Below are 22,400 nucleotides of genomic sequence, written 5' to 3'. Positions count from 1 at the left end.
CGACAAAGTAGAGGAGAATCATCATGGCCATGACTGACAACCAGACACGTTTCCAGCACGACGACGATCATGTGGCAGTGATCATCGGTTCCGGCGCCGGGGGCGGCACCCTCGCGAACGAACTGGCCCAACAGGGCATCGATGTCGTCGTGCTCGAGGCCGGCGCGATTCATACCCGCGATGACTTCCTGGCCGACGAATGGGCCTCTTTCAGCCAACTGGCGTGGCTGGACCCGCGAACCACCTCCGGCAGCTTTCGGCTGGCCAAGGACTTCCCGAATCTACCGGCCTGGATCGTCAAGTCGGTGGGGGGCACCACGGTACACTGGGCCGGCGCCAGCCTGCGTATTCAGCCCCATGAGTTTCGGGCCCTGAGCGAATACGGCAAGGTCGAGGGGGCCAATCTGCTCGATTGGCCGGTGACCTATGATGAGCTGGCGCCCTATTACACGCGAGCCGAAGACCGCATGGGCGTTACCCGGACCAATGACATTCCCGGGCTGCCGGGCAATAACAACTTTCATGTAATGTACACCGGAGCCAAGAACCTGGGTTATGAATGCAACACCGGGCATATGGCGATCAACAGCCAGATTCGAGATGGCCGAGCGTCCTGTCAGCAGCGCGGCTTCTGCTTCCAGGGCTGTCGCACCGGCGCCAAGTGGTCGACGCTTTACACCGAGCTACCGGCGGCGATCGCCACGGGGCACATGGAGCTGCGGCCCCAGTCGCATGTGGCCCACATCGAGCACGATGCCCAGGGCAAGGTGACAGGCGTGGTCTACTTCGATGCCAATGGCGATCAGCAGCGTCAAAAGGCACGGCTGGTGGCCGTCGCCGGTAATTCACTGGAAACGCCCCGGCTGCTTCTCAATTCGGCGTCATCGCTGTTTCCGGATGGTCTGGCCAACAGCTCAGGCCAGGTTGGTCGCAATTACATGCGCCACACCACCGGCTCGGTTTACGCCACCTTTGACGAGCCGGTCCACATGTATCGCGGCACCACCATGGCCGGGATCATTTCCGACGAAGCGCATCATGATCCATCGCGGGGCTTTGTCGGCGGTTATGAAATGGAAACCGTATCACTGGGCCTGCCGTTCATGGCCGCTTTCTTCGATCCTGGCGCCTGGGGCAGCGACTTCACCGGCGCCCTCGACCAGTACGACCACATGGCCGGGATGTGGCTGGTGGGCGAGGATATGCCCAGGGAAAGCAATCGCATCACCCTGAATACCGATCTCAAGGATGCCTTCGGCATGCCGGTGGCCAACGTCCACTATGATGATCACCCCAATGACATCGCGATGCGCGAACATGCCTATCGTCAAGGCTCGGCGATCTATGAATCGGTGGGGGCCAAGAATATCTATCGCACACCGCCCTATCCCTCGACCCATAACCTGGGCTCGTGCCGCATGAGCCAGCGCGCCCAGGACGGAGTTTGCAACGGCTTCGGGCAGAGCCACGATATCCCCAACCTGTTCATCTCCGATGGCAGCCAGTTCACGACATCCGCAACAGAGAATCCGACGCTGACCATCGTCTCGCTGGCGATTCGCCAGGCCGAGCATATTGGCCAGTTGATGAAGGAAGGCATCGTTTAGGAAAGCCTGCGCATTCCACGGGGGTGGAAGTCGTGCCGGCCCGCCCCCATACCCTACTCAACCGCAACGACTAAACGACTAGAAGGGAGATACCATGAGCTTTACCGGAGAGCAGCATCCCGGCGTTCAGGCGCCCACCGCCGAGTCCCAGGGCTTTCGCCTCAACCACACCATGGTGCGGGTCAAGGATCCCGAAAAGTCGCTGGCCTTCTATACCCGCGTGTTCGGCATGCGCGTGCTGCGCAAGCTGGACTTCGAGGAACTCGGCTTCTCGCTGTATTTCCTGGCGCGGCTCGAAGACGGCGATGAGGTGCCCGAAGACAAGGGGCAGCGCACCGTCTGGACCTTCAGCCAGAAGGGGCTGCTCGAGCTGACCCACAACTGGGGCACCGAGAACCAGGAAGACTTCGCCTACCACGATGGCAATGCCGAGCCACAGGGCTTTGGCCACATCTGCTTTTCGGTACCGGATCTCGACGCCGCCGTTGAGTGGTTCGATGCCAATGAGGTCGAGTTCGTCAAGCGCGCCGATCAAGGCAAGATGAAGGACGTGGTCTTCGTCAAGGATGTCGATGGTTACTGGATCGAGATCGTCGAAGCCGCACGCCTGGCCAACATCGGGGACTGACCCGCGGATGCCTTTGAGAACGGAACTGAGGACAGAGTTGAGGACGGTGTTGGCGATTGTGTCGGCGACATAGGCCGCAACCCCGTCGTCAACTCCTGCCGTGGAGTGCCCAATACGCCCCGCCTGTGCGGGGCGTTTTTGCGACCAACGGTAGATAGGAGTAGCGTTGCTCCGAACCCATTCATGGCATGACCTGCCAAGGATTCATCCCTTGAACAACCCCAACCGTCCCATGACCCGCATCCTCGCTAGCGGCCTTATCGCCGCACCGTTGGCCCTGCTGCCGGCTTTCGCCTCCGCTGATGAAAGCGCTGAGATCCGTTTCGCCACGCCGTCCTGGCCGGGCGTCACGGTCAAGACCCAGCTCGCTGCCGAGCTGCTGGAGGCACTTGGCTACGAGCCCAGCCAGCAGGAAATTGGCGCGACGATTGCCTACGAGGCACTGAACCTGAATGAAGTCGACGCCTTCATGGCGGCTTGGCTGCCCGCTCAGCAGCCGATGTATGACGCCTCAATGGAAAAGGACACCCTGGTCGACCTGGGCAACAACGTCGATGGCGCCCTGATCGGCTTCGCCGTACCGCGTTACGTGGCCGAGGCCGGCGTGAAGCAGGTCGGTGACCTGGACAAGCCGGAGTTCGCCGATAAGTTCGGCCGTGAAATCTTCTCCATCGAAGTCGGCTCCGGCATGAGCGACACCCTCAACGAGGCCATCGATAACGACACCTATGGCCTGGGTGACTGGAAGCCGGTGGAAACATCGACACCGGGCATGCTCAGTGCCGTCAAGAACGCCATCAGCAACGATGAATGGATCGTCTTCGCCGGCTGGACGCCGCACTGGATGAACATCGAATACGATGTGGTCTATCTCGAAGACACCGAGGACATGTGGGGCCCGGACGGTGGCGGCAGTGATGTACGCACGCTGCTTAACAAACCCTATTCAGAGGCGCACCCCAATGCGACTCGTCTGCTCGATCAGCTGACCTTCAGCGCCGACGATCAGAGCGCGATGATCTACGAGTTCAGCTTTGAAGAACGTGACCCGGACGAAGTCGCGGTCGAGTGGATCAACCAGCATCCGGATCGCATCGAAGCCTTTGTCGATGGTGTGACCACCATCGACGGCAAGCCGGCCTGGCCTGCCCTGCAGGAAGCCTTCGACTTCGAGTCCTGAGCGCTGCGCTGCTGCCCTGACGCAAGGGCAAGATCGTAACGACAACGTTAGCGATAGACCGCCTTCGGGCGGTCTTTTTGGTGTATCAGGGATGATTCGTCAGAACCCGTTCGTCACGATGCGCTCTTCGCGACTCGTTCGTCAGGGCTTGCTTGAAAAGACGTATTTCTCGTAAAGAAGAACTTCGCAAGAGTCGTTCGTCGGTCTGGCCCGCGGGTCTTGGAGTGTATGCCATCGCGCTCAGCGAAAGGCAATGCGGGTGCCGTAGGTGAGCATTTCCTCGACGGTGATCGGTTTGCTGGGCACGCCAATCATTTCGTCACCGCACTGGTCTGCCCAGGTCAGCACACCATGAGTCAGGCCAAGCGAGCCCATCAGGTCGCGGATTTCGCCGGTACCCTTGAAGGTACAGACACTCCCTGACTCGTCGACCAAACTCGACATGCCCTTGGCATGATGGAAGCGCACCGAGTAGATGCCATCCATGGACTTGACCTCGACAATCGGCGACATGCCCTGATGGAGAGCGTGGGATAGGCTGGCGAGAGTGAACTGCGCCTCTGGCACGGGATAGTCTTCAATGGGCGTGTCGTTGGCGGCCATGGTGTGGGCTCCAGAATAGGGGTTTGTACAATTAATGTAGAATTTTTTGGCCGACTGTCCAGTGCTTTGTGAGCCGATAAAGGCGATATAAACGCTCGCTGGTGAACGATAGCGCGTTAGGCGCGTGCAGCGCTGCGGGTACTGGCTGATAGCTCTGTATAAGTTTTATCGTTGATTGATCCTCGGCTGGCTGATCCATGGCTGGCTGATCCATGGCTGGCTGATCCATGGCTGACTGATCTGTGGTGGCTTGAGTCCGAGCGCTTAGTAGCCGGTCATTTCCAGATAGCCTTCCCCGCGCGGCCGGCCGTCGGGGCCTGCGACCGTCACCGCGCCTTCCCAATAGGGCACTTGCGTCGTCATCCAGCGGTTGGGGTTGCGTGCGGCGATCGTCAAGTCGAGCCCCTGGCCGGGTACCTCGAGTCGCCAACGGGTGGGTAGCCGCCGACCGGCTACCGAGCTCTCGGCAAGTGGCGTCAGCGAAAGCTCGGTGGGGCCAAGCGGTGTGAGGATGCCATCGGTGCTGATCAGGCTGCCGGACAGGTAATCAGCGCTATCGTCTTGCGCGTTTCCTTCATCCGCCGCGCCACCGCGCAGGCGAAAAGCCATCAGCTTGCTGCCATCGGCGAGATGCAGCGACAGCCAGTCCCAGCCTTGCTGAGCCTCGCCGAGCAGTTGGCTGCTCCATTCCCGGTCGAGCCATGCCCGGCCGCTGACGCGGTGGGTCTCACCGTTAAGGGTCACCTCACCCTCGGCTTGATAAAAGGGCTGGCTGTAATAGAAGGAACCCTGGCCGTCGGCGGCCTTCTGGCTGAAGCCGGCCTCGCCGTGGGCGACGAGCGGCCCCTTGGCGGTCAGCGTCAGCCGATAGCGGGTGGCCTCATCCAGGGTGGCGCTAACGCTCAGCTGGCTCAGAGCATCGGCAGTGCTTGAGAGAGCACTGGGGACGGTGCCGGTTAGCTGCCAGTCGTCGACCCAGGCGGCGAAGGGCGCGGCGCGCACCCCTGCCGGGCCGGCAAGGCCATCCGGGCTGCCGCGTGACAGGCGCTCGGCGACCACATGTTCCTCGCCCTGGGAGACGGCAGCGTGGGCCATCCATAGCTGATTCGAGGCCCAGGGATTGGTCATGCCGGCTGCCTCGCTCGTGCCTCGAGGGGCCAAAGGCGGCGCCAGCGCCTGGCGAAACAGCGTCCACTGCACGCCCAGCGGCCGGCCCTGCTCATCGTGGAGGTTGGCGGTGAGGTACCACCATTCGGTACGAAAGCCGGGATGCGCGCCGTGATCCTCGGGGAAGCGCAGTACCTGGCCGGGCCTCGCCTGCGTGAAACCCTCGGCCGCGCGGCCAAGGCCCGCGAAGCCGCCGTTCGACGCCTGGGCCGCAGGTGGAGTCGAGTGGCGTGTTGGCCAAGCCAGCAGCGCGAGGCTAAGCACAAGCCCCAGCACGAGTGCCAGCATAAGTCCCGCCAGCAGCATGCGCTTCCAGCGTGGAAGGCGGGTAAAAAGACGACGTATCGTCGAGCGACGGTTCATGAGGCGGAGAACTCCTCGAGCAGCTGACGCGGCGGCGCGCGCCATAGCCGCCAGGCCGGCAGCGCGGCGGCCAGCAGGGCCACCAGCACGGCGAGCCCTAGCGCCTGCACCCAGGCGGCGGGGAAGACGTGCAGCGGCAGCCGCCAGCCGAAGGCGGCAACATTGATCTCGGCGACCAGGGCCCAGTTCAACGCGACCCCCAGCGGCAGCGCAAGCAATGCCGTGGCCAGTGCCAGGCCACCGAGCTGAGCCAGTGTCACGCCGAGCAGGGTGGTGCGGCCAAGGCCCAGCGCCCATAGCGGCGCCAGCCGGGCACGGCGCTCGCGGGCCTGGGCCAGCAGGCCGGTGAACAGCGCCAGCGCGGCGACGCCAAGGGTCAGGCCGGTTAGCGCGCGGGTCACGGCGAAGGTGCGCTCGAAGACCTGGCGGGCCTGACGATGCACGCTGCGCTGGTCGACCAGCGATGGTGCCAGCGCCTCGCCCGACGCCGGCAGAGGGCGCGTCAGCCTCTGGCGCAGGGCGGCTTCATCGGCCGCCGCCAGACCTGGAGTGAGCACCAACCCCATTGAGCCCGGCTTGGCCGCGAAGCGCTGGATCAGCCGCTCCACCGTCAGGGTCACTTCGCCGCGAGGATTGCCGTAGTCCGGATAGATGCCTGCCACCTGTGCGGTGAAGGGCCCGCTGGGGCTGGCAAGCGTCAGCATATCCCCCGGGGCCAGGCCGGTGGCAATTGCCAGCTGCTCGTTGATCAGCGCCGCCCCTTCGCGCAGCGACTGCCAGGCCGCCGCTCGGTCAGCGTTCAGGGTCGCCAGTAGCGGCCAGCTTGCGGTCAGCGCCGGGTCGGCGCTGATGCCCTGCAGGGCCACCGGGCGCTCGCCCTCTGCGCCGATCAGGCGGGTATCGGTCTCGCGGCGTTCGAGCAAGGTGGCGATCTCGGGCCGGGTTTCGAGCCAATCGCGCCAGCTGTCATAGGCTGCGGGTGGCGGACGCAGATAAAGGTCGGCGACCAGGCGCTGATCGAGCCAGTCGAGGAAGGTAAGCCGAAAGCCGCCCACCATGCCGGTGACGCCGAGATTGGTGGCAAGCGCCAGCAGCAGCGCCATCATCGCGAGCTGCAGCCGGGGCAACTGCAGCTGAAGGTCGGCCAGCGCCCAGCGAATCAGGGCGGTGCGCGGCGAGTTGCCACCCAGACAGCGTTTGAGGCCTTCCAGGGCCGCGCCAAGCAGCACCGGCAGGGCAAGGGCGCTGCCGGCCAGCGCCAGCGCGACCATGGCGAAACCGGCGATCAAGCTGGGCGTGCCGGAGGGCGCCGGCCATGCCCACAGCCCGAGTGCAAAAACCCAGGCCAGGGTAGCGAGCCCCGCCTGGCGCCGCTGCCGGCGGCGACTGTCCGCGTGGGATGACAGGGCGTGACCGAGGGCGAGAATATCCAACCGTGCCGTGCGCCACAGCATCCCGAGGCCGGCGGTGGCCAGGCCGCCCAGGGTGATGGCTAGGCTGCCGGCCCAGAAATGCCAGGGCAGCGACAGGCTGGCCCCGACCGATGCCGAGAAGAGCGCTTCGAGGCTTGCCGCAACGTCCGGCAGCAGGATGTTGGCCAGCCACAGCCCGGCGAGAATACCGGGCAAGGTGCCAGCCAGCCCCAGCAAGACGAGCTCGACGGCCAGCAGGGCGACCAGGGTACGTCCCGGCACCCCCAAGGCGCGCAGGGTACGCAGTAGCCCCAGGCGCTGCTCCAGGGCAAGACCCAAGGCGGCATGCACGATCAGCAGCCCCACCACCAGCGCCAACAGACCCATGGCGGTCAGGTTGAGATGGAAGCTCTCGGTGAGCTGGCCGGGCGACAGCCCCTGGGCGGCGGGCGTTCGTCGATAGGCCGCGGGCAGCGCTGCCGGTGTGCCCGGTGCCAACAGCAGGGTATCGATGCGGGGGCCGCGCTTGAGCAGCTCGGCGGCGCGAGCGATATCCACCAACAGAGTGCCCGGCGGTAACTGGGCGTCTATGACAAGCGGTGGCAGACGTTCGCCGCCTGCGGTGATAGGGCGCTCTCCCGGGGAAAAATTCAGGGTGGCGAGGGTTTCAGGGGCGAGCCGAGTCTGGCCGGGGGGCTGCAGCAGGCCGAGAGGATTCGCGCCATCCTCACCGCCATTGCCGGTGCGGCGATCTTCACCGATGCCGCCTGCCGGCAGGCTTAGCGGCTCGATGCCCAGCACATTCAGACGCTGGCCGTCGTTAAGCTCGATAGTGCCTTCGATCAGCGGCGATACCGGCAGGCCGGCGCGGCGCAGGGTGGTGAAGTCGGCGTAGCCAAGGGGCGCACCGTCACGGCGTTCGAGGCGCTCGAGGCGGGGGGAGAGCAGCGCCTCGGCGCGGGCGTAGCTGTCGCGGGCCGAGGCATTGATCGCCTGCACGCCGCTCCACAGGGCGCTGGCGACCCACAGGCCGACCAGCAACATGGCCAACTGCCCTGGATGACGGCGGTAGTGAGAAAGCAGCGTGATCAGCGCGGTGCGCGCCATGGCCAAATGAGGAACCAAGTGAGGAGCCATGCGAGAAACCAGACGAGGAGAGCGACGCCCCGTGATCATCGCGCCTCCTCGGCCAGCAGCCGACCATGGGAAAGCGTCAGGCGCCGTTCCAGGCGGCTCGCTACCCGCGTGCTATGGGTTACCATCAACAGTGCACAGCCGCTGTCGCGAACCAGTTCCAGCAGCAGGGTCAGCACCGTTTCGGCGCTGGCCTCATCCAAGTTGCCGGTGGGCTCGTCGGCCAGCAGCAGGGCCGGGCGCCCGGCCAGGGCGCGGCCGATGGCGAGACGCTGCTGCTGGCCACCGGAGAGCTGCTCGGGATAGCGGTCGGCCATCTCGGCAAGCCCCAGTCGCGTCAGCAACTCCCCGCTCCAGTCCGGCGTCTCGCGCCCCGCCAGGCGCGCCTGCAGGGTCAGGTTGTCGGCGACCGACAGGCTCGGCACCAGGTGGAACTGCTGGAAAACCAGTCCCAGCCGCGTGCGGCGCAGGCCAGCCCGAGCGGGTTCGCTGGCCGCCGAGAGGCGCTGGCCGTCGAGGCTGATTTCACCGCTATCGGGGGTATCGAGGCCGGCGGCCAGGTGCAACAGGGTCGACTTGCCGCTGCCCGACTCGCCCATCAGCGCCAGGCTCGCCCCGGCGGCAAGGCTGAGATCGACCCCCTCGAGCACCGACAGCGGCCCTTGTGGGGTGGCGTAGGCCTTGCGGATATCGCGCATCTCGAGCATGACGCCTCCTGGCGAGCGTGAGCCTTGTGCCGACAGCATCCCATAAAAAAGGCGCCCCCCGCAGGGAGCGCCCGATGAAGCGGCTTTTTAACGCCTTAACGCTCAGTGGTCGTGACCGCTGTGATCGTCGGCTAGCTCGTGCTGCTGGTCATATTCATGTGCATGGCCATGGTCGTGACTCTCTTCATGGTCATGCATCTGTTCAGGCGCCCGCTCGGCCTGATGGCCGGCCACGCCCAGGGCGTTATGCAGCACCTCGGCGTTGTGGCGCATCATGCCCAGGTAGGTCGAGGCCTCGCCTTCGGCGGAAAGGGAGCCGGAATACAGGGTGCCGGCGATTGGCAGACCGGTTTCCTCGGAAAGCTGCTCAAGGGTCGCGGTGCTGGTCATGCTCTCGTTGAACAGCGCGCTGACGCCTTCGTCACGGATCACGTCGATCAGTCGGGCCAGGTCGGCCGCCGAGGGCTCGGACGAGGTGGAAAGTCCGCTCGGTGACAGGAAGGTGATGCCATAGGCGTTGGCGAAGTAGTCGAAGGCTTCATGACCGGTGATCACGCTGCTGTTGGCGGGCACCTCGGCGAGCAGGGCGTGGAGTTCCTCATCCAGCGATGTGATGGCTTCGCTGTAGCGGCTGGCATTAGCGCGGTAGGCATCGGCATGGGCCGGGTCGGCGGCGATCAGGCCGTCGCGGATGTTGGCGACATAGGTGATGGCATTGCCGAGATCCTGCCAGGCGTGTGGGTCCGGGCTGCCCTGCTCATGGTGATGGCCACTTTGATCATGATCGTCGTGGCCATGGTGGTCGTGATCGTGTTCTTGGCCGTGAGTTTCATGATCATGACCGCCGTGGTCGTGCCCGTGGAAGGTCAACGGCGTGATGCCTTCGGTGGCGGTGACCATGGCGCCTTGATAGTCGCTGGAGTCGATCAGCCGCTCCATCCAGCCCTCGTAGTTCAGGCCGTTGAAGACTACCAGGTCGGCCTTGGCGACCGCGCGGGCCTCGGTGGGGCTCGGCGAGAACATGTGCGGGTCGCTGTCGGGGCCGACCAGCGCCGTGACCGAGACGTGATCGCCGCCGACTTCTTCGACCATATCGGCAAGCACGCTGAAGCTCGCCACGACATTGATAGGTACGTCGGTCGGCTCATCGGCATAGAGGGGCGTGGCGGTCGCCATCGTGGCGGCCAGGGCAAATCCCAGTGAAATGGAATGGCGCATGGCATGGGCTCCTGTAGGGGATATGGGGATGGCTCGGCCTATTCAGCGGCGCGAGGCTCCAGTGGTGCATCACGGCGGCGCAGTTTTGCCAGCAGGCTGTTGTAGCGACCCAGCAGCGCCGAAAACACATAGCAGGCCCCGGCGAGCAGGATGATGCTCGGCCCCGAGGGCAGCTCCAGATGGTAGGAGAGCAGCAGCCCGCCGCTGGTCGCGAACATGGCCAGCAGAATGCCCAGGCCGATCAGCCCCTCGAGGCGCTTCGACCAGAAGCGGGCGGTGGTGGCCGGCAGCATCATCAGACCCACCGCCATCAAGGTGCCCAGCGTTTGGAAGCCGGCCGTCAGGTTGAGCACCACCAGGCCCAGGAAAATGCCATGCACGAGGCCACCGGCCATGCCCTGGCCACGCAGGAACAGCGGGTCCAGGCATTCGACCACTAGGGCACGGAACACCACCGCCAGCACCACCACGATCAGGGTGCTGATGGCCGCGATCAGTATCAGGGCGGTGGAATCCACGGCGAGGATCGAGCCGAACAGCACATGGGTCAGGTCCACGCTGCTGCCGCCCAGCGACACCAGCATCACCCCGGCGGCCAGCGAGATCAGGAAGAAGCTGGCCATTGCCGAGTCCTCCCGGTGCCCGCTCATGTGTGAAACGCTGCCGGCGAGCCCGGCGACGAGCAACCCCGAGAGAATGCCACCCAGGCTCATCGCCGGTAGCGAGAAGCCCGCCATCAGGAAGCCCAGCGCCACCCCGGGCAGGATGGCGTGCGCCATGGCGTCGCCGATCAGGCTCATGCCGCGCAGCATCAGAAAGACCCCCAGCGCTGGGGCGGCCAGCGACAGCGCCAGTCCCGCGACCAGCGCCCGCTGCATGAAACCGTAGTCGAAGGGCGCGATGAACAGACTATTCAACAGTTCAAGCATGGGGCGTATCCGCGTCTTGGGTCGGCATGAACGGCGAGACCCGGCGGGTGCCGCGCGTAGGCTGGTCGATAACGGCCTGAGGCGTTGTCCAGCGCGCATGGCCGTTGTCTAGCAACAAGACCTCGTCGGCGAGCCGGGTCAACTGGTCCAGGTCGTGGAGCACCACGATGATGGTGGTGCCTTGCCCCGCCATGTCGCGCAGCACCCCCGTCAGTACCTCGACGGTCTCGATATCGACATTGGCGAAGGGCTCGTCGAGCAGCAGCAGTTCGGCCTCCTGCATCAGCGTGCGGCCGAACAGGGCACGCTGGCGCTGGCCGCCGGAGAGCTCGCCCAGCGGGCGGTGGGCCAGATGCGAGATACCAAGCCGCGCCATCACCTCCCGCGCCTGGCGATAGTGGGGGCCGCAGTAGCCCTTGAGCGCCCCGTGGCTTGGCCAGGTGCCGGTCATCACCAGCTCCTCCACGCTCATCGGGAAGGACAGGTCCAGCGCCAGCTGCTGGGGCAACCAGGCGCGGCGTTCTCTGGGCACGGCGCACTCAATGCGACCCCGGGACGGCTTGAGCAGGCCCATGATGCCCTGGATCAGCGTGCTCTTGCCGGCGCCGTTGGGGCCGATCAGCGCCGTGATGGCGCCATCCGGAAACTGCCCCTCGACGTGTTCGAGCACGGTACGGCCGCCCTGGGCGAGGCTTAAATCGTGCAGTGCCAGGCGCCCCATCAGGACCACCATCCCGCGGCCCAGGACACCGCGAGCCACAGGACCGCCAGCGGCGCCGCGGCCAGTAGCAGACGCCGCGCCCAGGACAGCGACATCAGTGAAAAATGACAGGGGCCTTCCGGCCGATGGCGGTGTGCCATGGTGCGGTCTCTTGGGATGTGGTCGTGAAACTGGGTCGTGAAGCTGAGTCTTGAAACGAGGCGAAGGTTATAACATAACAATTGCGGTTGCGGCTAGGGGGAATCGGGTTAAGAGAAAAAGGTAGCGCCTGAAGCGCTGTGTACGGCAAATCGCTTGAAAGAGGACGGCGCGTGACAAGAGAAGGCAGGTGTTAGCGGCCTCTTGAAGGCATAGGTATCCGCAAAAGAAATGATGTTCGTCACCTTGGTTAGAGTGAGAACCTGCTAGCGAATGCAGAGTGGTGGCAGGGAAGTTGCTTGGATGCTTATATGAGCGGGGTAAGCTCAATACGAAAGGGATTTCGTGGGTGAGTTACTATCGCTATTGAGGGAAGGCCAAGCCAGCAGGCGACGGCGCTCCTTATCATCTGTTGCCTTATCACTGCCTCGACGTGGCCGCCGTCGGTTGGCAGTTGCTGAGCAAGAGTTACTGGATGGAATGGCTGAAAGACGGCACGCTTTGTTGGCCGCGGTGGTGGCAAGACCGAAGCCACTGTATTCTGACCCAGCGACTGCTGGCGGCCGGGCATGGCGAGGGGCTGTATTCGTTCTACCCACCATGGCGATCTCCAACCCCTGTACACCCGAGTTGGCGCCCAGCACCGCCGTTTCTATAGCACAGACTCTCACTCATCTTTCGTGCTCGCCCACGGTGCCAGCAAGCTGAATGAAGGATTTCATCCTGGCCATTGATCGGCCCCAACCTGGTGATCGCGACTACGAAGCGGGTGAGCCACGGCGACGGCTCAGTGCAACCGCTAGCTCGCCATCTGGCTATTGGAGATTCGTGCGGGTGTCTATGTGGGCGATGTCAGCCAACGCATTCGCGAAATGATCTGGGAGTAGGTCGATGCATTGGCCGAAGACGGTAATGTTGCCATGGCCTAGTCTAGCAACCACGAATCCGGGCCTGAATTTCAGGCCTACGGTACCAATCGACGCTAGCCTATCGACCATGATGGGTTGCGTCTGGTGCGCTTTTTACCCCAAGAAACCAACTGATTGATTTTATTGGATCTTTAACAAAACGCACTGATCAAAAAATGAGCAAAATCGCTGGTGGAATTTCCAACAGCGATTTTGTTCTTTTTAAACAATCGTCTACGATTAGTCCGATCCCCGCAGGCGCGGGGCTCAACCGACCTGGGGATGCGGCACATCGAGTTGCGGCAACCCGATCCCCGCAGGCGCGGGGCTCAACCGCCGAAATGGCGCAGCAACTCGACTAGGATCGGCCGATCCCCGCAGGCGCGGGGCTCAACCGCTTCTTGCCGGCGGCGCCTCCGCCCTGGCTGCCCGATCCCCGCAGGCGCGGGGCTCAACCGGTTTCGAGGATGATGCCGCCACCGTCGCTGACCCGATCCCCGCAGGCGCGGGGCTCAACCGGTGCGCTCGGTCTGCTCGGGCTCCACGATCTCCCGATCCCCGCAGGCGCGGGGCTCAACCGAATCTTGCCCAATCTGTTTTATAGCATTAGAACCGATCCCCGCAGGCGCGGGGCTCAACCGGGTGTAGCTGTCGGTGATGTCGTCCCAGGTGGCCGATCCCCGCAGGCGCGGGGCTCAACCGCAAGGCACCGCGCGAAGCGGCGGCCTGACGCTCCGATCCCCGCAGGCGCGGGGCTCAACCGCCCACGCCTGACCCGGCCCCGCCACGCAATCGCCGATCCCCGCAGGCGCGGGGCTCAACCGGTAGCTGGCCGGGTCTCTCACCACCCGGCCAGCCGATCCCCGCAGGCGCGGGGCTCAACCGTTACGCAACAAGGCCAACAGCGCCGAGGTGTACCGATCCCCGCAGGCGCGGGGCTCAACCGTCGATGCCCGAGATCCTCGAGGAGCTGCGCGGCCGATCCCCGCAGGCGCGGGGCTCAACCGCGCCTATCGTCAGCTCAACCATCTGCCACAGGCCGATCCCCGCAGGCGCGGGGCTCAACCGCATGGAACCCGAGTTCCACTCGGGTGACCGCACCGATCCCCGCAGGCGCGGGGCTCAACCGGTATTGCGAGGTTTTTCGGCCCGCCCAATGGGCCGATCCCCGCAGGCGCGGGGCTCAACCGCGGATAACCTCCCAACGCCGCCGAATAAGCCACCGATCCCCGCAGGCGCGGGGCTCAACCGCTGAGCGAGCGAGCGGCGAACAGAACTCGCAACCGATCCCCGCAGGCGCGGGGCTCAACCGCATGCTCGTCATGATGATTAATATGGTTTATCCCGATCCCCGCAGGCGCGGGGCTCAACCGGTGCCTCTTAATGTCTTCAAGGTTTACGGCTCCCGATCCCCGCAGGCGCGGGGCTCAACCGGTGTTGATCCTCCCCCTTATATGACTCCTGATCCGATCCCCGCAGGCGCGGGGCTCAACCGGCGTCTTCAAGGATGACGGCGGCATTCTCGGCCCGATCCCCGCAGGCGCGGGGCTCAACCGGTCGAAGCGTTGCTGGCGGATGCCGGCCGCCCCCGATCCCCGCAGGCGCGGGGCTCAACCGGTATATACACGTCGCGGTTGGCTGATTGTCGACCGATCCCCGCAGGCGCGGGGCTCAACCGCCTGCCTCTATCACCCAGGAGCAATCCGCATGCCGATCCCCGCAGGCGCGGGGCTCAACCGCGGGTGGCGTGCAGCTGGTGGCGGCCGACTTGCCGATCCCCGCAGGCGCGGGGCTCAACCGGCGCCGTACTGGCTGACCTGAAAATCCAGGGCCCGATCCCCGCAGGCGCGGGGCTCAACCGCGGATAGGGTGAACCCTGAGTGTGTAGAAATGCCGATCCCCGCAGACGCGGGGCTCAACCGGCTACGAATGTTCTGAAAGTCATCGCCGCTATCCGATCCCCGCAGGCGCGGGGCTCAACCGCCACTTAGGCCGTCGTCCTATTCCCTGCCAAACCGATCCCCGCAGGCGCGGGGCTCAACCGTTGTATGTGTGCTCCTGGGCCGCTCGATTGATCCGATCCCCGCAGGCGCGGGGCTCAACCGACCCGCTGAAAGCGGGCCAAGGGGGGAGGGATCCGATCCCCGCAGGCGCGGGGCTCAACCGCAAACCTCTTTCGCAGTGCCATAGAGGTAGCCCCGATCCCCGCAGGCGCGGGGCTCAACCGTGCCCTTCCTGTGGCTGATCCACCAGAACGAGCCGATCCCCGCAGGCGCGGGGCTCAACCGCTGTCATCAAACTTGGCGATGGAAAATATTGTCCGATCCCCGCAGGCGCGGGGCTCAACCGCTGGCATCCCGGTCAGCGTTCTCGATAGGACCCCGATCCCCGCAGGCGCGGGGCTCAACCGCCAGGGCATGAGCCCGAAGAGCGCGAGATCGTCCGATCCCCGCAGGCGCGGGGCTCAACCGCTGGATAACGACATCGGCTGGCACAAGACGCTCCGATCCCCGCAGGCGCGGGGCTCAACCGCCAGTGGCCCAGACATCTAATGCCTCGGTGCCCCGATCCCCGCAGGCGCGGGGCTCAACCGCGACCTATACCTTGGAGCAATGGCGGAAGGTTCCGATCCCCGCAGGCGCGGGGCTCAACCGGCGGGCGTCGATGCTGACGGCACGCACCAGACCCGATCCCCGCAGGCGCGGGGCTCAACCGTCGCCGCGGATGCGCTGGTCGCCGTTCTCGCCCCGATCCCCGCAGGCGCGGGGCTCAACCGACGCTGCTTGGTGTCGAACAGCTTGTTCAGTTCCGATCCCCGCAGGCGCGGGGCTCAACCGTACAGCGTGGTCTTGACCGGCTCTTCATCAAGGCCGATCCCCGCAGGCGCGGGGCTCAACCGGTCACGCGCAGTTCATAGCGCGCGCCCTGCCACCGATCCCCGCAGGCGCGGGGCTCAACCGCACGGCAACAACGAAACGCCCTGGATCAAGTGCCGATCCCCGCAGGCGCGGGGCTCAACCGATCACGTCCCAGCCCAACTTTCGAGCGTGCAGCCGATCCCCGCAGGCGCGGGGCTCAACCGTGAAAGCGGCATGACCCGACCACGCGCGCACACCGATCCCCGCAGGCGCGGGGCTCAACCGGTACGATGCTATCGGCAGTCCCTGACTTCTCCCCGATCCCCGCAGGCGCGGGGCTCAACCGAGCTGTGGACCGTTGAGCGTGCGACGTCCAAACCGATCCCCGCAGGCGCGGGGCTCAACCGTCGCTATTCGAGAAGGCGCGCACCTTTGTTGGCCGATCCCTGCAGGCGCGGGGCTCAACCGTCGCCGCGGATGCGCTGGTCGCCGTTCTCGCCCCGATCCCCGCAGGCGCGGGGCTCAACCGATCCGCGAGCTGCTGCGTCGCCTGTTCCCGATCCGATCCCCGCAGGCGCGGGGCTCAACCGTCGTGGCAGGCCGTTACCGATCGCGAACAGCACCGATCCCCGCAGGCGCGGGGCTCAACCGGTATAGGTGAGGATCTGTTTATCGTCGGCCTCCCGATCCCCGCAGGCGCGGGGCTCAACCGATGCTCCTATCGGGGCGACGGGCGATGAGCGCCCGATCCCCGCAGGCGCGGGGCTCAACCGGGCACGTCGCTCTCGATCTTGATGTCGGTCAGCCCGATCCCCGCAGGCGCGGGGCTCAACCGCGTGCCGCCGACGGTGAGGCCGGTGACTTTTTCCGATCCCCGCAGGCGCGGGGCTCAACCGTAACCTGTCTTGGCCCCGGACTCGCGGAATTCCCGATCCCCGCAGGCGCGGGGCTCAACCGCGACCTATACCTTGGAGCAATGGCGGAAGGTTCCGATCCCCGCAGGCGCGGGGCTCAACCGGCGGGCGTCGATGCTGACGGCACGCACCAGACCCGATCCCCGCAGGCGCGGGGCTCAACCGTACAGCGTGGTCTTGACCGGCTCTTCATCAAGGCCGATCCCCGCAGGCGCGGGGCTCAACCGGGGGGGGTAAATCCCTACAGCCTTTCGCCAGCCCGATCCCCGCAGGCGCGGGGCTCAACCGCTGGGACGCATTCTTTCAGCACAGTCAGACCGCCGATCCCCGCAGGCGCGGGGCTCAACCGTATCCTCATTCCGTAACTTTCAGAGTTTGGAGCCGATCCCCGCAGGCGCGGGGCTCAACCGACTCGCTCGTCGTCCTTCGACTGCGCCTCGATCCGATCCCCGCAGGCGCGGGGCAACCGGTCAGTACCTGGCTGCGGTTCTCCCAGTCGCGCCGATCCCCGCAGGCGCGGGGCTCAACCGGTCGAAATGTACGGTGTCCCCTGCATGAACCGCCGATCCCCGCAGGCGCGGGGCTCAACCGTGTTGGCATCGACCGCTGGTAGCGTATCGAAGCCGATCCCCGCAGGCGCGGGGCTCAACCGTAAGCGAAAGTAGTCGGTGGTATTCAGGGTGGGTGCGCTAGGCGTCGTCTTCTGGAGACTTGCTGCCTGTACGTTGCTTTTCCAAGATGCGAGGAGCAACGAATATCGCGACCATGCCAACGAGATCCAGCGTTCCGATCACACCCGCAGCGACAGAGCTGAAGGGTGCGATCACGGTGGCTGCCACGAGGCCGACGATGGCAACGGTCAGCCCGTATCGTTGTCCACGTTCATCTTTCTTGATCGCACCCTCCAGACCCTTGCGACGCATGTCGTGCGTATGGTGCTGTTCGTCGACGGCCATATTCACGATGAGGCGGCGCGTTTCCTCATCATAGGCATTCAGTTGCTCGGGAGGCGGGAGGGGGCCTTGATAGCTCACTTGCCGCATCATGGCGACGGATTGGTTTTGGGGCTCAGGGGCGGGGGCATTGACGATCAAATCGCCTAACCGTACCTGTTCTTCCTCGGAAAGCTGTCCATGATGCAACTGCTCAATAAGGTCGACGAGCTCCTTTTGGGTTTCCTCGTCGACCTGTTGCTCGTCTTGAAGGGAGAGGTCGCGCTGAGAAGGCTGCTCACCGTTTGGCGGTGTGGTTGACGGCATATTGGCTCAAGGCTGAACGGAGGTGGCTGCCAACGGTGTTCCAATGCTGGGCGATACGTTCTTGATCACTGCCTTTGGGCATGTACTGGGCGTAGCTTTCGACTGGCCAAATATCCATCACGGAGCCTGCTGCACGCAGGGTACGGCTGCTCGTTGCGCGACGTTTCATGACCTTACTCCTGAACGGTGGCTTCCAACGCTATACGTTCAGCACGCTATCTTGCCGACGTTGCAACGCTAGGAAGTTAGAATCCTATGTCAAAGATAGCGCAAAATAAACCGTACTGTGCGGGCCCACTCCCGCGTGACTTGGCCATGTACATGTTATCAAAGTGTGAATCTTACGGTGCCAAGCATCATCATTCAGCTCCCCGCAAGCGCGGGTATCAACCGACGTTGTGCTTATAGCCACCGCCGTTGAGCCATCGTTCCCCGCAGACACGAGGCCCCATCTCGCTTTATGGTCTTCCAGGTATAAGGGCGGCCTGGTCGGTGCGAATCCAATCAATGGGTTTCGTTACCGGTCCCCACCGAAGGAGCTGAGTATGTCGGTAGAAAATGGCTCGATTGCTTTTTATCACCGCTACGCGGGTAAGGCGATGCCCGGCCAGCCGGGCGATGCGTGTCATCTTCTGGCGTGGCACAGCCTGGATGTCGCGGCCGTCGGCTGGCATTTGCTGTCGCCAGAGCGCCCACTGACGCAACAGCTGGCGCTACGGCTCGGCATCGAGCCGGAACCGCTGCGGCGACTGCTGCATGAAGCCGTAGTCGAAGGGCGCGATGAAGAGGCTATTGAAGAGTTCAGGCATGGGGCGTGTCCGCGTCTTGGGTCGGCATGAGCGGCGAGACCCGGCGGGTGCCGCGGGTTGGCTGGTCGATCACGGCCTGAGGCGTTGTCCAGCGCCCGTGACCGTTGTCCAGCAGCAGCACCTCGTCGGCGAGCCGAGTCAACTGATCGAGGTCGTGGAGCACCACCAGAATGGTGGTGCCTTGATCTGCCATGTCGCGTAGCACCCCGGTCAGTACTTCGACGGTCTCGATATCGACATTGGCGAAGGGCTCGTCGAGCAGCAGCAGTTCGGCTTCCTGCATCAGCGTGCGGCCGAACAGGGCGCGTTGGCGCTGGCCGCCGGAGAGCTCGCCCAGCGGACGGTGGGATAGATATACGACCCTGGGAAGGCTTGAACAGGCCCATGATGCCCTGGATCAGCGTGCTCTTGCCGGCACCGTTGGGGCCGATCAGCGCCGTGATGGCGCCATCCGGGAACTGACCCTCGATATGTTCGAGCACGGTGCGGCCGCCCTGGGCGAGGCTTAGATCGTGCAGAGCCAGGCGCGCCATCAGGACCACCACCCTGCGGCCCAAGACACCGCGAGCCACAGCACCGCCAGCGGTGCCGCAGCCAGCAGCAAACGCCGCGCCCAGGACAGCGACATCAGTGAAAAATGACAGGGGCCTTCCGGCCGGTGGCGGTGTGCCATGGAGCGGTCTCTCGGGGTGTGGTCTGAAACTGGCTCATGAAGCTGAGTCTAGAAACGAGGCGAAAGTTATAACATAACAATTGGTCTTGAGGCTAGGGGTGAGTGGCTAAGAGAAAGACAGGCACTGAATCGCTTAGCAAGAAAAAACTCATGGAAGAGGCCAGGGCGTGAAATAGAGGAGCAGGCGCCACTGAGCTTATGGGGGCATGGGCATTCGCAAAAGAATGATGCTCGTCACCTAAAGCAGAGTGAGGGCCTGATACGTAATGGGAGTGGGGTGGCAGGCAAGAAGCTCGGATGCTTATATGGGCGGGGTAAGCTCAATACGAAAGGGAGTTCGTGGGTGAGTTACTATCGCTATTGGGGCAAGGCCAAGCCAGCAGGCGACGGCGCTCCTTATCATCTGTTGCCTTATCACTGTCTCGACGTGGCCGCCGTTGGTTGGCAATTGCTGGCGCCGGAACGGGCGCTGACGCAGCGCATGGCCGCGCAGTTGGACATGACCTCCGAGGCGTTGCAACGTTTCTTTGTTTTCCTGCTGGGACTTCACGATCTCGGTAAGTTTTCGCGGGCGTTTCAGGGGCTCGCCCAGTCGCAAGGCGGCAGGCTGGTGCCTGCCTTACCTCGTTGCAAGTACAGCGAGCGTCACGACCGGCTGGGTGCACTGCTGTGGCAAGAGTGCTGGATGGAATGGCTGAAAGACGGCACGCTCTGCTGGCCCGGTGGCATGCCGGAGCGACAGTCCCGCCGCCGGTTGACCGAGTCGCTGCCCACCTTGCTGGTTCCCCTGTTTGGCCACCACGGTCAACCGGTGACGGGGGGAGCGCTAGAGCTGGCGTGCTTTTTTGGCAGTGATGACGTTGCCGATGATGCCACTGCTGCCAAGCAATTCGTTGCCGACTGGACACGCCTGATTGAGGTCGAGTGGCCCGTCGATAAGCTGATATCGGACGAGTGGCTTCAGGCCTTCCAAGTTCTGAGTTGGACTATTGCCGGTTGGGCGACTCTCAGCGACTGGTTGGGGTCGAACCAGACGCATTTCCACTACTGCGTCGAAGAGATGTCGCTCGCCGACTATTGGACGCACTATGCCCAGCCGCGTGCCGAAGAGGCCCTGAGTGACACCGGGTTCAAGCGGTTGCCTGAGCCGCTGCCCTACAAGGGACTGTCGTCCTGGTTCGATGGCCAAGCCGTGACGCCGACCCCTTTGCAGCGTGAGGCCGAGACGCTGACGCTATCGCCGGGGCCACAGCTATTTATCCTCGAAGACATCACCGGCGCCGGCAAGACGGAGGCCGCCTGCATTTTGGCGCAGCGACTGTTGGAGGCCGGGCATGGTGAGGGGCTGTATTTCGCCCTACCCACCATGGCGACCTCCAATGCCATGTACACCCGCCTTGGTGCCCTGCATCGCCGTTTCTATAGCGCAGACTCTGATCCATCTTTCGTGCTCGCCCATGGTGCCAGCAAGCTGAATGAAGATTTTACCCTGGCTATTGATCGGCCCCAGCCGGGTGATCGCGACTATGAACCGGGTGAGGCCACAGCGACAGCTCAGTGCAACCGCTGGCTCGCCGATTCGCGTAAGAAGGCGCTATTGGCTGATGTAGGCGTGGGCACCATTGACCAGGTGCTGATGGGGTTGCTGCCGTTTCGCCATCAGTCGCTACGACTCTATGGCCTGGCGCGCAAGGTGCTGATCATCGATGAGGTCCACGCCTACGATCACTATATGCAGGCGCTGCTCGGTCAACTGCTGAGCTATCACGCCCAGCAGGGTGGAAGTGCCATCCTCTTAACGGCCACCTTACCTCAGGCCATGCGCGATGCCCTGGGAGCGGCCTGGCGGGCAGGGCTTGGCTTGGGGCCCCAGCAGATGATGAAGGACGATTTCCCCCTGCTAACGCAGGTTACTGAGGACGAGCCTAACGAAGTTGCCTTGAAGGCTAGGCTTAAAGTGTCGCGGGCCGTCGGCGTCGATTGGCTCACTCAGGAAGATCAGGCCATAGAGGCTATCATGGCAGCCGTTGAGGCCGGCGAATGCGTCGCCTGGGTGCGCAATACCGTGGATGACGCCATTCGCGCCTTTGAGGCCATTCGCGAGCGCCACCCCACGCCGGATCGTTGCTTGCTGTTCCATAGCCGCTTTGCCATGTGCGACCGCCAGCGTATCGAGTCTGACGTCATCGAGCGGTTGGGCAAGGATTCCACGGCCGATATCCGTCGTGGCCAGGTATTGATCAGCACGCAGGTCTTCCAGGAGTCGCTAGATTGCGATGTCGATCTCATGGTCAGCGATCTGGCTCCCATCGACTTGCTGATTCAGCGTGCCGGTCGCTTGCAGCGTCACGTTCGCGGCAACCGGCGTTCGCCTGTGCTTCAGGTGCTGGCGCCCGAGTGGACCGAAGACCCCGACGAGCACTGGCTGAAGCGCACCCTGCCGGGTAGCCATTTCGTTTATCGCGACACTTCCCTTGCGTGGCTCACCCAACGTGTCTTGCGCGAGCAGGGCGAGATTCGCATGCCCGAGCAAGCCAGAACTTTGATCGAAAGCGTATACGGCGAGGTCGCAGACCTTGTCCCCGATGGACTACAGGCGGCGCGCTGGGAGCAGTGCGGCATGCAGAACGTGGCTGGATCAATGGCGAACTTCAATGCTCTGGTCCTCGAGGATGGCTACGTATGGAACCGTCATCAATGGCAGGAAGAGCAGGAGATTGGCACCCGGCTGGTCGACGAACCGACCCTCAACATCGCGTTGCTGACCTGTGACAGCGACGGCGCCCTGGCGCTGTGGGCCGACGCCGAGCGTCATGCCGATATGCTGAGCCAGCTCAAGCTACGCCAGAGCCAGGTAGCCAAGCTGGCCAGCTTGCCGCCGAGTTACCAGGCCCAATGGGAGGCTCTGCAAGAACGTTATAAGGCACTGCGCTTCGTGCAGCCCTGGTTGGCCGAGGCCGATGATGGCTGTCGATATGATTGCCGGTGGGGCCTGCTCCTCGAATGAGGAGCAGGCAGCCCCGCCAGGGCGGGGAACGTGCGGTCGATTTATTATGACTCGGTTCATCACCACTAGGTGGTGAGCGATAAGGCCGGACAGCAACGACTTGACACTCTCTATGTTGAGAGAGTATTGATGTACTCGAGCTTCTCAACTAGCTAGTCGAGTTAT

General features: G+C 64.1%; 17 protein-coding genes, 2 pseudogenes and 1 CRISPR repeat array. Of the genes and pseudogenes, 7 read left to right on the top strand and 12 right to left on the bottom strand.

The genetic code is table 11. The annotated features are described in order from the left end of the window. The first annotated feature begins 23 nt into the window (after positions 1-23). The 3 genes from HUS66_RS09320 (at position 24) to HUS66_RS09310 (ending at position 3,415) form a co-directional block, all read left to right on the top strand. Positions 24-1,607: a GMC family oxidoreductase gene (locus HUS66_RS09320; RefSeq protein ID WP_175070634.1), complete on the top strand. Its 1,584-nt coding sequence runs from the start codon at positions 24-26 to the stop codon at positions 1,605-1,607. Between the two features lie 94 nt (positions 1,608-1,701). Continuing rightward, positions 1,702-2,235 (top strand): lactoylglutathione lyase, encoded by a 534-nt coding sequence (gene gloA, locus HUS66_RS09315; RefSeq protein WP_175070633.1) that lies wholly within the window; start codon positions 1,702-1,704, stop codon positions 2,233-2,235. Positions 2,236-2,446: 211 nt separating this feature from the next. Beyond that, complete coding sequence (locus tag HUS66_RS09310) at positions 2,447-3,415, top strand: ABC transporter substrate-binding protein (protein ID WP_254628768.1); 969 nt, start codon at positions 2,447-2,449, stop codon at positions 3,413-3,415. Between the two features lie 240 nt (positions 3,416-3,655). Here HUS66_RS09310 and HUS66_RS09305 read toward each other — a convergent pair whose 3' ends face one another. The 8 genes from HUS66_RS09305 to HUS66_RS09270 all read right to left on the bottom strand — a co-directional run bounded on the left by HUS66_RS09305 (position 3,656) and on the right by HUS66_RS09270 (position 11,809). Next, positions 3,656-4,018 carry a DUF6482 family protein gene (locus HUS66_RS09305; RefSeq protein ID WP_175070632.1) on the bottom strand — a complete coding sequence of 121 codons (363 nt, stop codon included), beginning with the start codon at positions 4,016-4,018 and terminating at the stop codon, positions 3,656-3,658. Between the two features lie 264 nt (positions 4,019-4,282). Further along, a complete protein-coding gene (locus HUS66_RS09300; protein ID WP_254628767.1) occupies positions 4,283-5,548 on the bottom strand; it encodes a lipocalin-like domain-containing protein in 1,266 nt (421 codons plus the stop codon). Continuing rightward, complete coding sequence (locus HUS66_RS09295; RefSeq protein WP_254628766.1) at positions 5,545-8,097, bottom strand: FtsX-like permease family protein; 2,553 nt, start codon at positions 8,095-8,097, stop codon at positions 5,545-5,547. The genes HUS66_RS09300 and HUS66_RS09295 overlap by 4 nt, the downstream gene beginning before the upstream one ends. 35 nt (positions 8,098-8,132) lie before the next feature. Next, entirely contained in the window at positions 8,133-8,801 is a 669-nt protein-coding gene (locus HUS66_RS09290; RefSeq protein ID WP_175070631.1) for an ABC transporter ATP-binding protein, read from the bottom strand. A 102-nt stretch (positions 8,802-8,903) separates the two neighbouring features. Beyond that, positions 8,904-10,019 (bottom strand): metal ABC transporter solute-binding protein, Zn/Mn family, encoded by a 1,116-nt coding sequence (locus HUS66_RS09285; protein ID WP_175070630.1) that lies wholly within the window; start codon positions 10,017-10,019, stop codon positions 8,904-8,906. Between the two features lie 38 nt (positions 10,020-10,057). Then, positions 10,058-10,948, bottom strand: coding sequence for a metal ABC transporter permease (locus HUS66_RS09280; protein ID WP_175070629.1), 891 nt, complete (start codon positions 10,946-10,948; stop codon positions 10,058-10,060). Then, the gene (locus HUS66_RS09275; protein WP_175070628.1) at positions 10,941-11,669 is read right to left on the bottom strand and encodes a metal ABC transporter ATP-binding protein; all 729 of its coding nucleotides are present in this window, start codon (positions 11,667-11,669) and stop codon (positions 10,941-10,943) included. The genes HUS66_RS09280 and HUS66_RS09275 overlap by 8 nt, the downstream gene beginning before the upstream one ends. After that, entirely contained in the window at positions 11,669-11,809 is a 141-nt protein-coding gene (locus tag HUS66_RS09270) for a hypothetical protein (RefSeq protein ID WP_175070625.1), read from the bottom strand. The genes HUS66_RS09275 and HUS66_RS09270 overlap by 1 nt, the downstream gene beginning before the upstream one ends. Positions 11,810-12,189: 380 nt before the next feature. On the opposite strand from HUS66_RS09270, the pseudogene HUS66_RS18110 reads away from it, so the two are divergent. Next, positions 12,190-12,465: pseudogene (locus tag HUS66_RS18110) on the top strand (HD domain-containing protein); the annotation flags it as partial. A 160-nt stretch (positions 12,466-12,625) separates the two neighbouring features. Continuing rightward, positions 12,626-12,694, top strand: a complete 69-nt coding sequence (locus tag HUS66_RS18105; RefSeq protein ID WP_425340081.1) for a type I-E CRISPR-associated endoribonuclease Cas2 — start codon at positions 12,626-12,628, stop codon at positions 12,692-12,694. A 266-nt stretch (positions 12,695-12,960) separates the two neighbouring features. Then, positions 12,961-16,897: a CRISPR direct-repeat array (repeat unit 29 nt; unit sequence CCGATCCCCGCAGGCGCGGGGCTCAACCG). Positions 16,898-17,176: 279 nt separating this feature from the next. On the opposite strand, the gene HUS66_RS09255 is transcribed toward HUS66_RS18105, so the two are convergent. Together HUS66_RS09255 and HUS66_RS09250 are read right to left on the bottom strand one after the other, a co-directional pair. Next, positions 17,177-17,746: a DUF2335 domain-containing protein gene (locus HUS66_RS09255; protein ID WP_175070627.1), complete on the bottom strand. Its 570-nt coding sequence runs from the start codon at positions 17,744-17,746 to the stop codon at positions 17,177-17,179. Further along, positions 17,718-17,915 (bottom strand): hypothetical protein, encoded by a 198-nt coding sequence (locus HUS66_RS09250; RefSeq protein ID WP_175070626.1) that lies wholly within the window; start codon positions 17,913-17,915, stop codon positions 17,718-17,720. Before HUS66_RS09250 ends, HUS66_RS09255 begins: the two co-directional genes overlap by 29 nt. Positions 17,916-18,291: 376 nt before the next feature. Between HUS66_RS09250 and HUS66_RS09245 the strand changes: the two genes are divergently transcribed. Then, complete coding sequence (locus HUS66_RS09245; RefSeq protein ID WP_217487974.1) at positions 18,292-18,585, top strand: HD domain-containing protein; 294 nt, start codon at positions 18,292-18,294, stop codon at positions 18,583-18,585. On the opposite strand, the pseudogene HUS66_RS09240 reads toward HUS66_RS09245, so the two are convergent. After that, positions 18,548-19,088, bottom strand: a pseudogene (locus HUS66_RS09240) (metal ABC transporter ATP-binding protein). The gene HUS66_RS09245 and the pseudogene HUS66_RS09240 overlap by 38 nt on opposite strands. Further along, positions 19,088-19,228 (bottom strand): hypothetical protein, encoded by a 141-nt coding sequence (locus tag HUS66_RS09235; RefSeq protein ID WP_175070625.1) that lies wholly within the window; start codon positions 19,226-19,228, stop codon positions 19,088-19,090. Before HUS66_RS09235 ends, HUS66_RS09240 begins: the two are co-directional and overlap by 1 nt. A 343-nt stretch (positions 19,229-19,571) precedes the next feature. On the opposite strand from HUS66_RS09235, the gene cas3 reads away from it, so the two are divergent. Beyond that, on the top strand, positions 19,572-22,235 hold the full coding sequence (cas3, locus tag HUS66_RS09230; RefSeq protein WP_175070624.1) for a CRISPR-associated helicase Cas3': 2,664 nt from the start codon (positions 19,572-19,574) through the stop codon (positions 22,233-22,235). Positions 22,236-22,400 lie beyond the last annotated feature (165 nt).

It is taken from the genome of Onishia taeanensis (genome assembly GCF_013349955.1).
Taxonomy (GTDB): domain Bacteria; phylum Pseudomonadota; class Gammaproteobacteria; order Pseudomonadales; family Halomonadaceae; genus Onishia; species Onishia taeanensis_B.
Note: the sequence above shows the minus strand (reverse complement) of the source record. Positions and strands in the feature narration are given on the sequence as shown.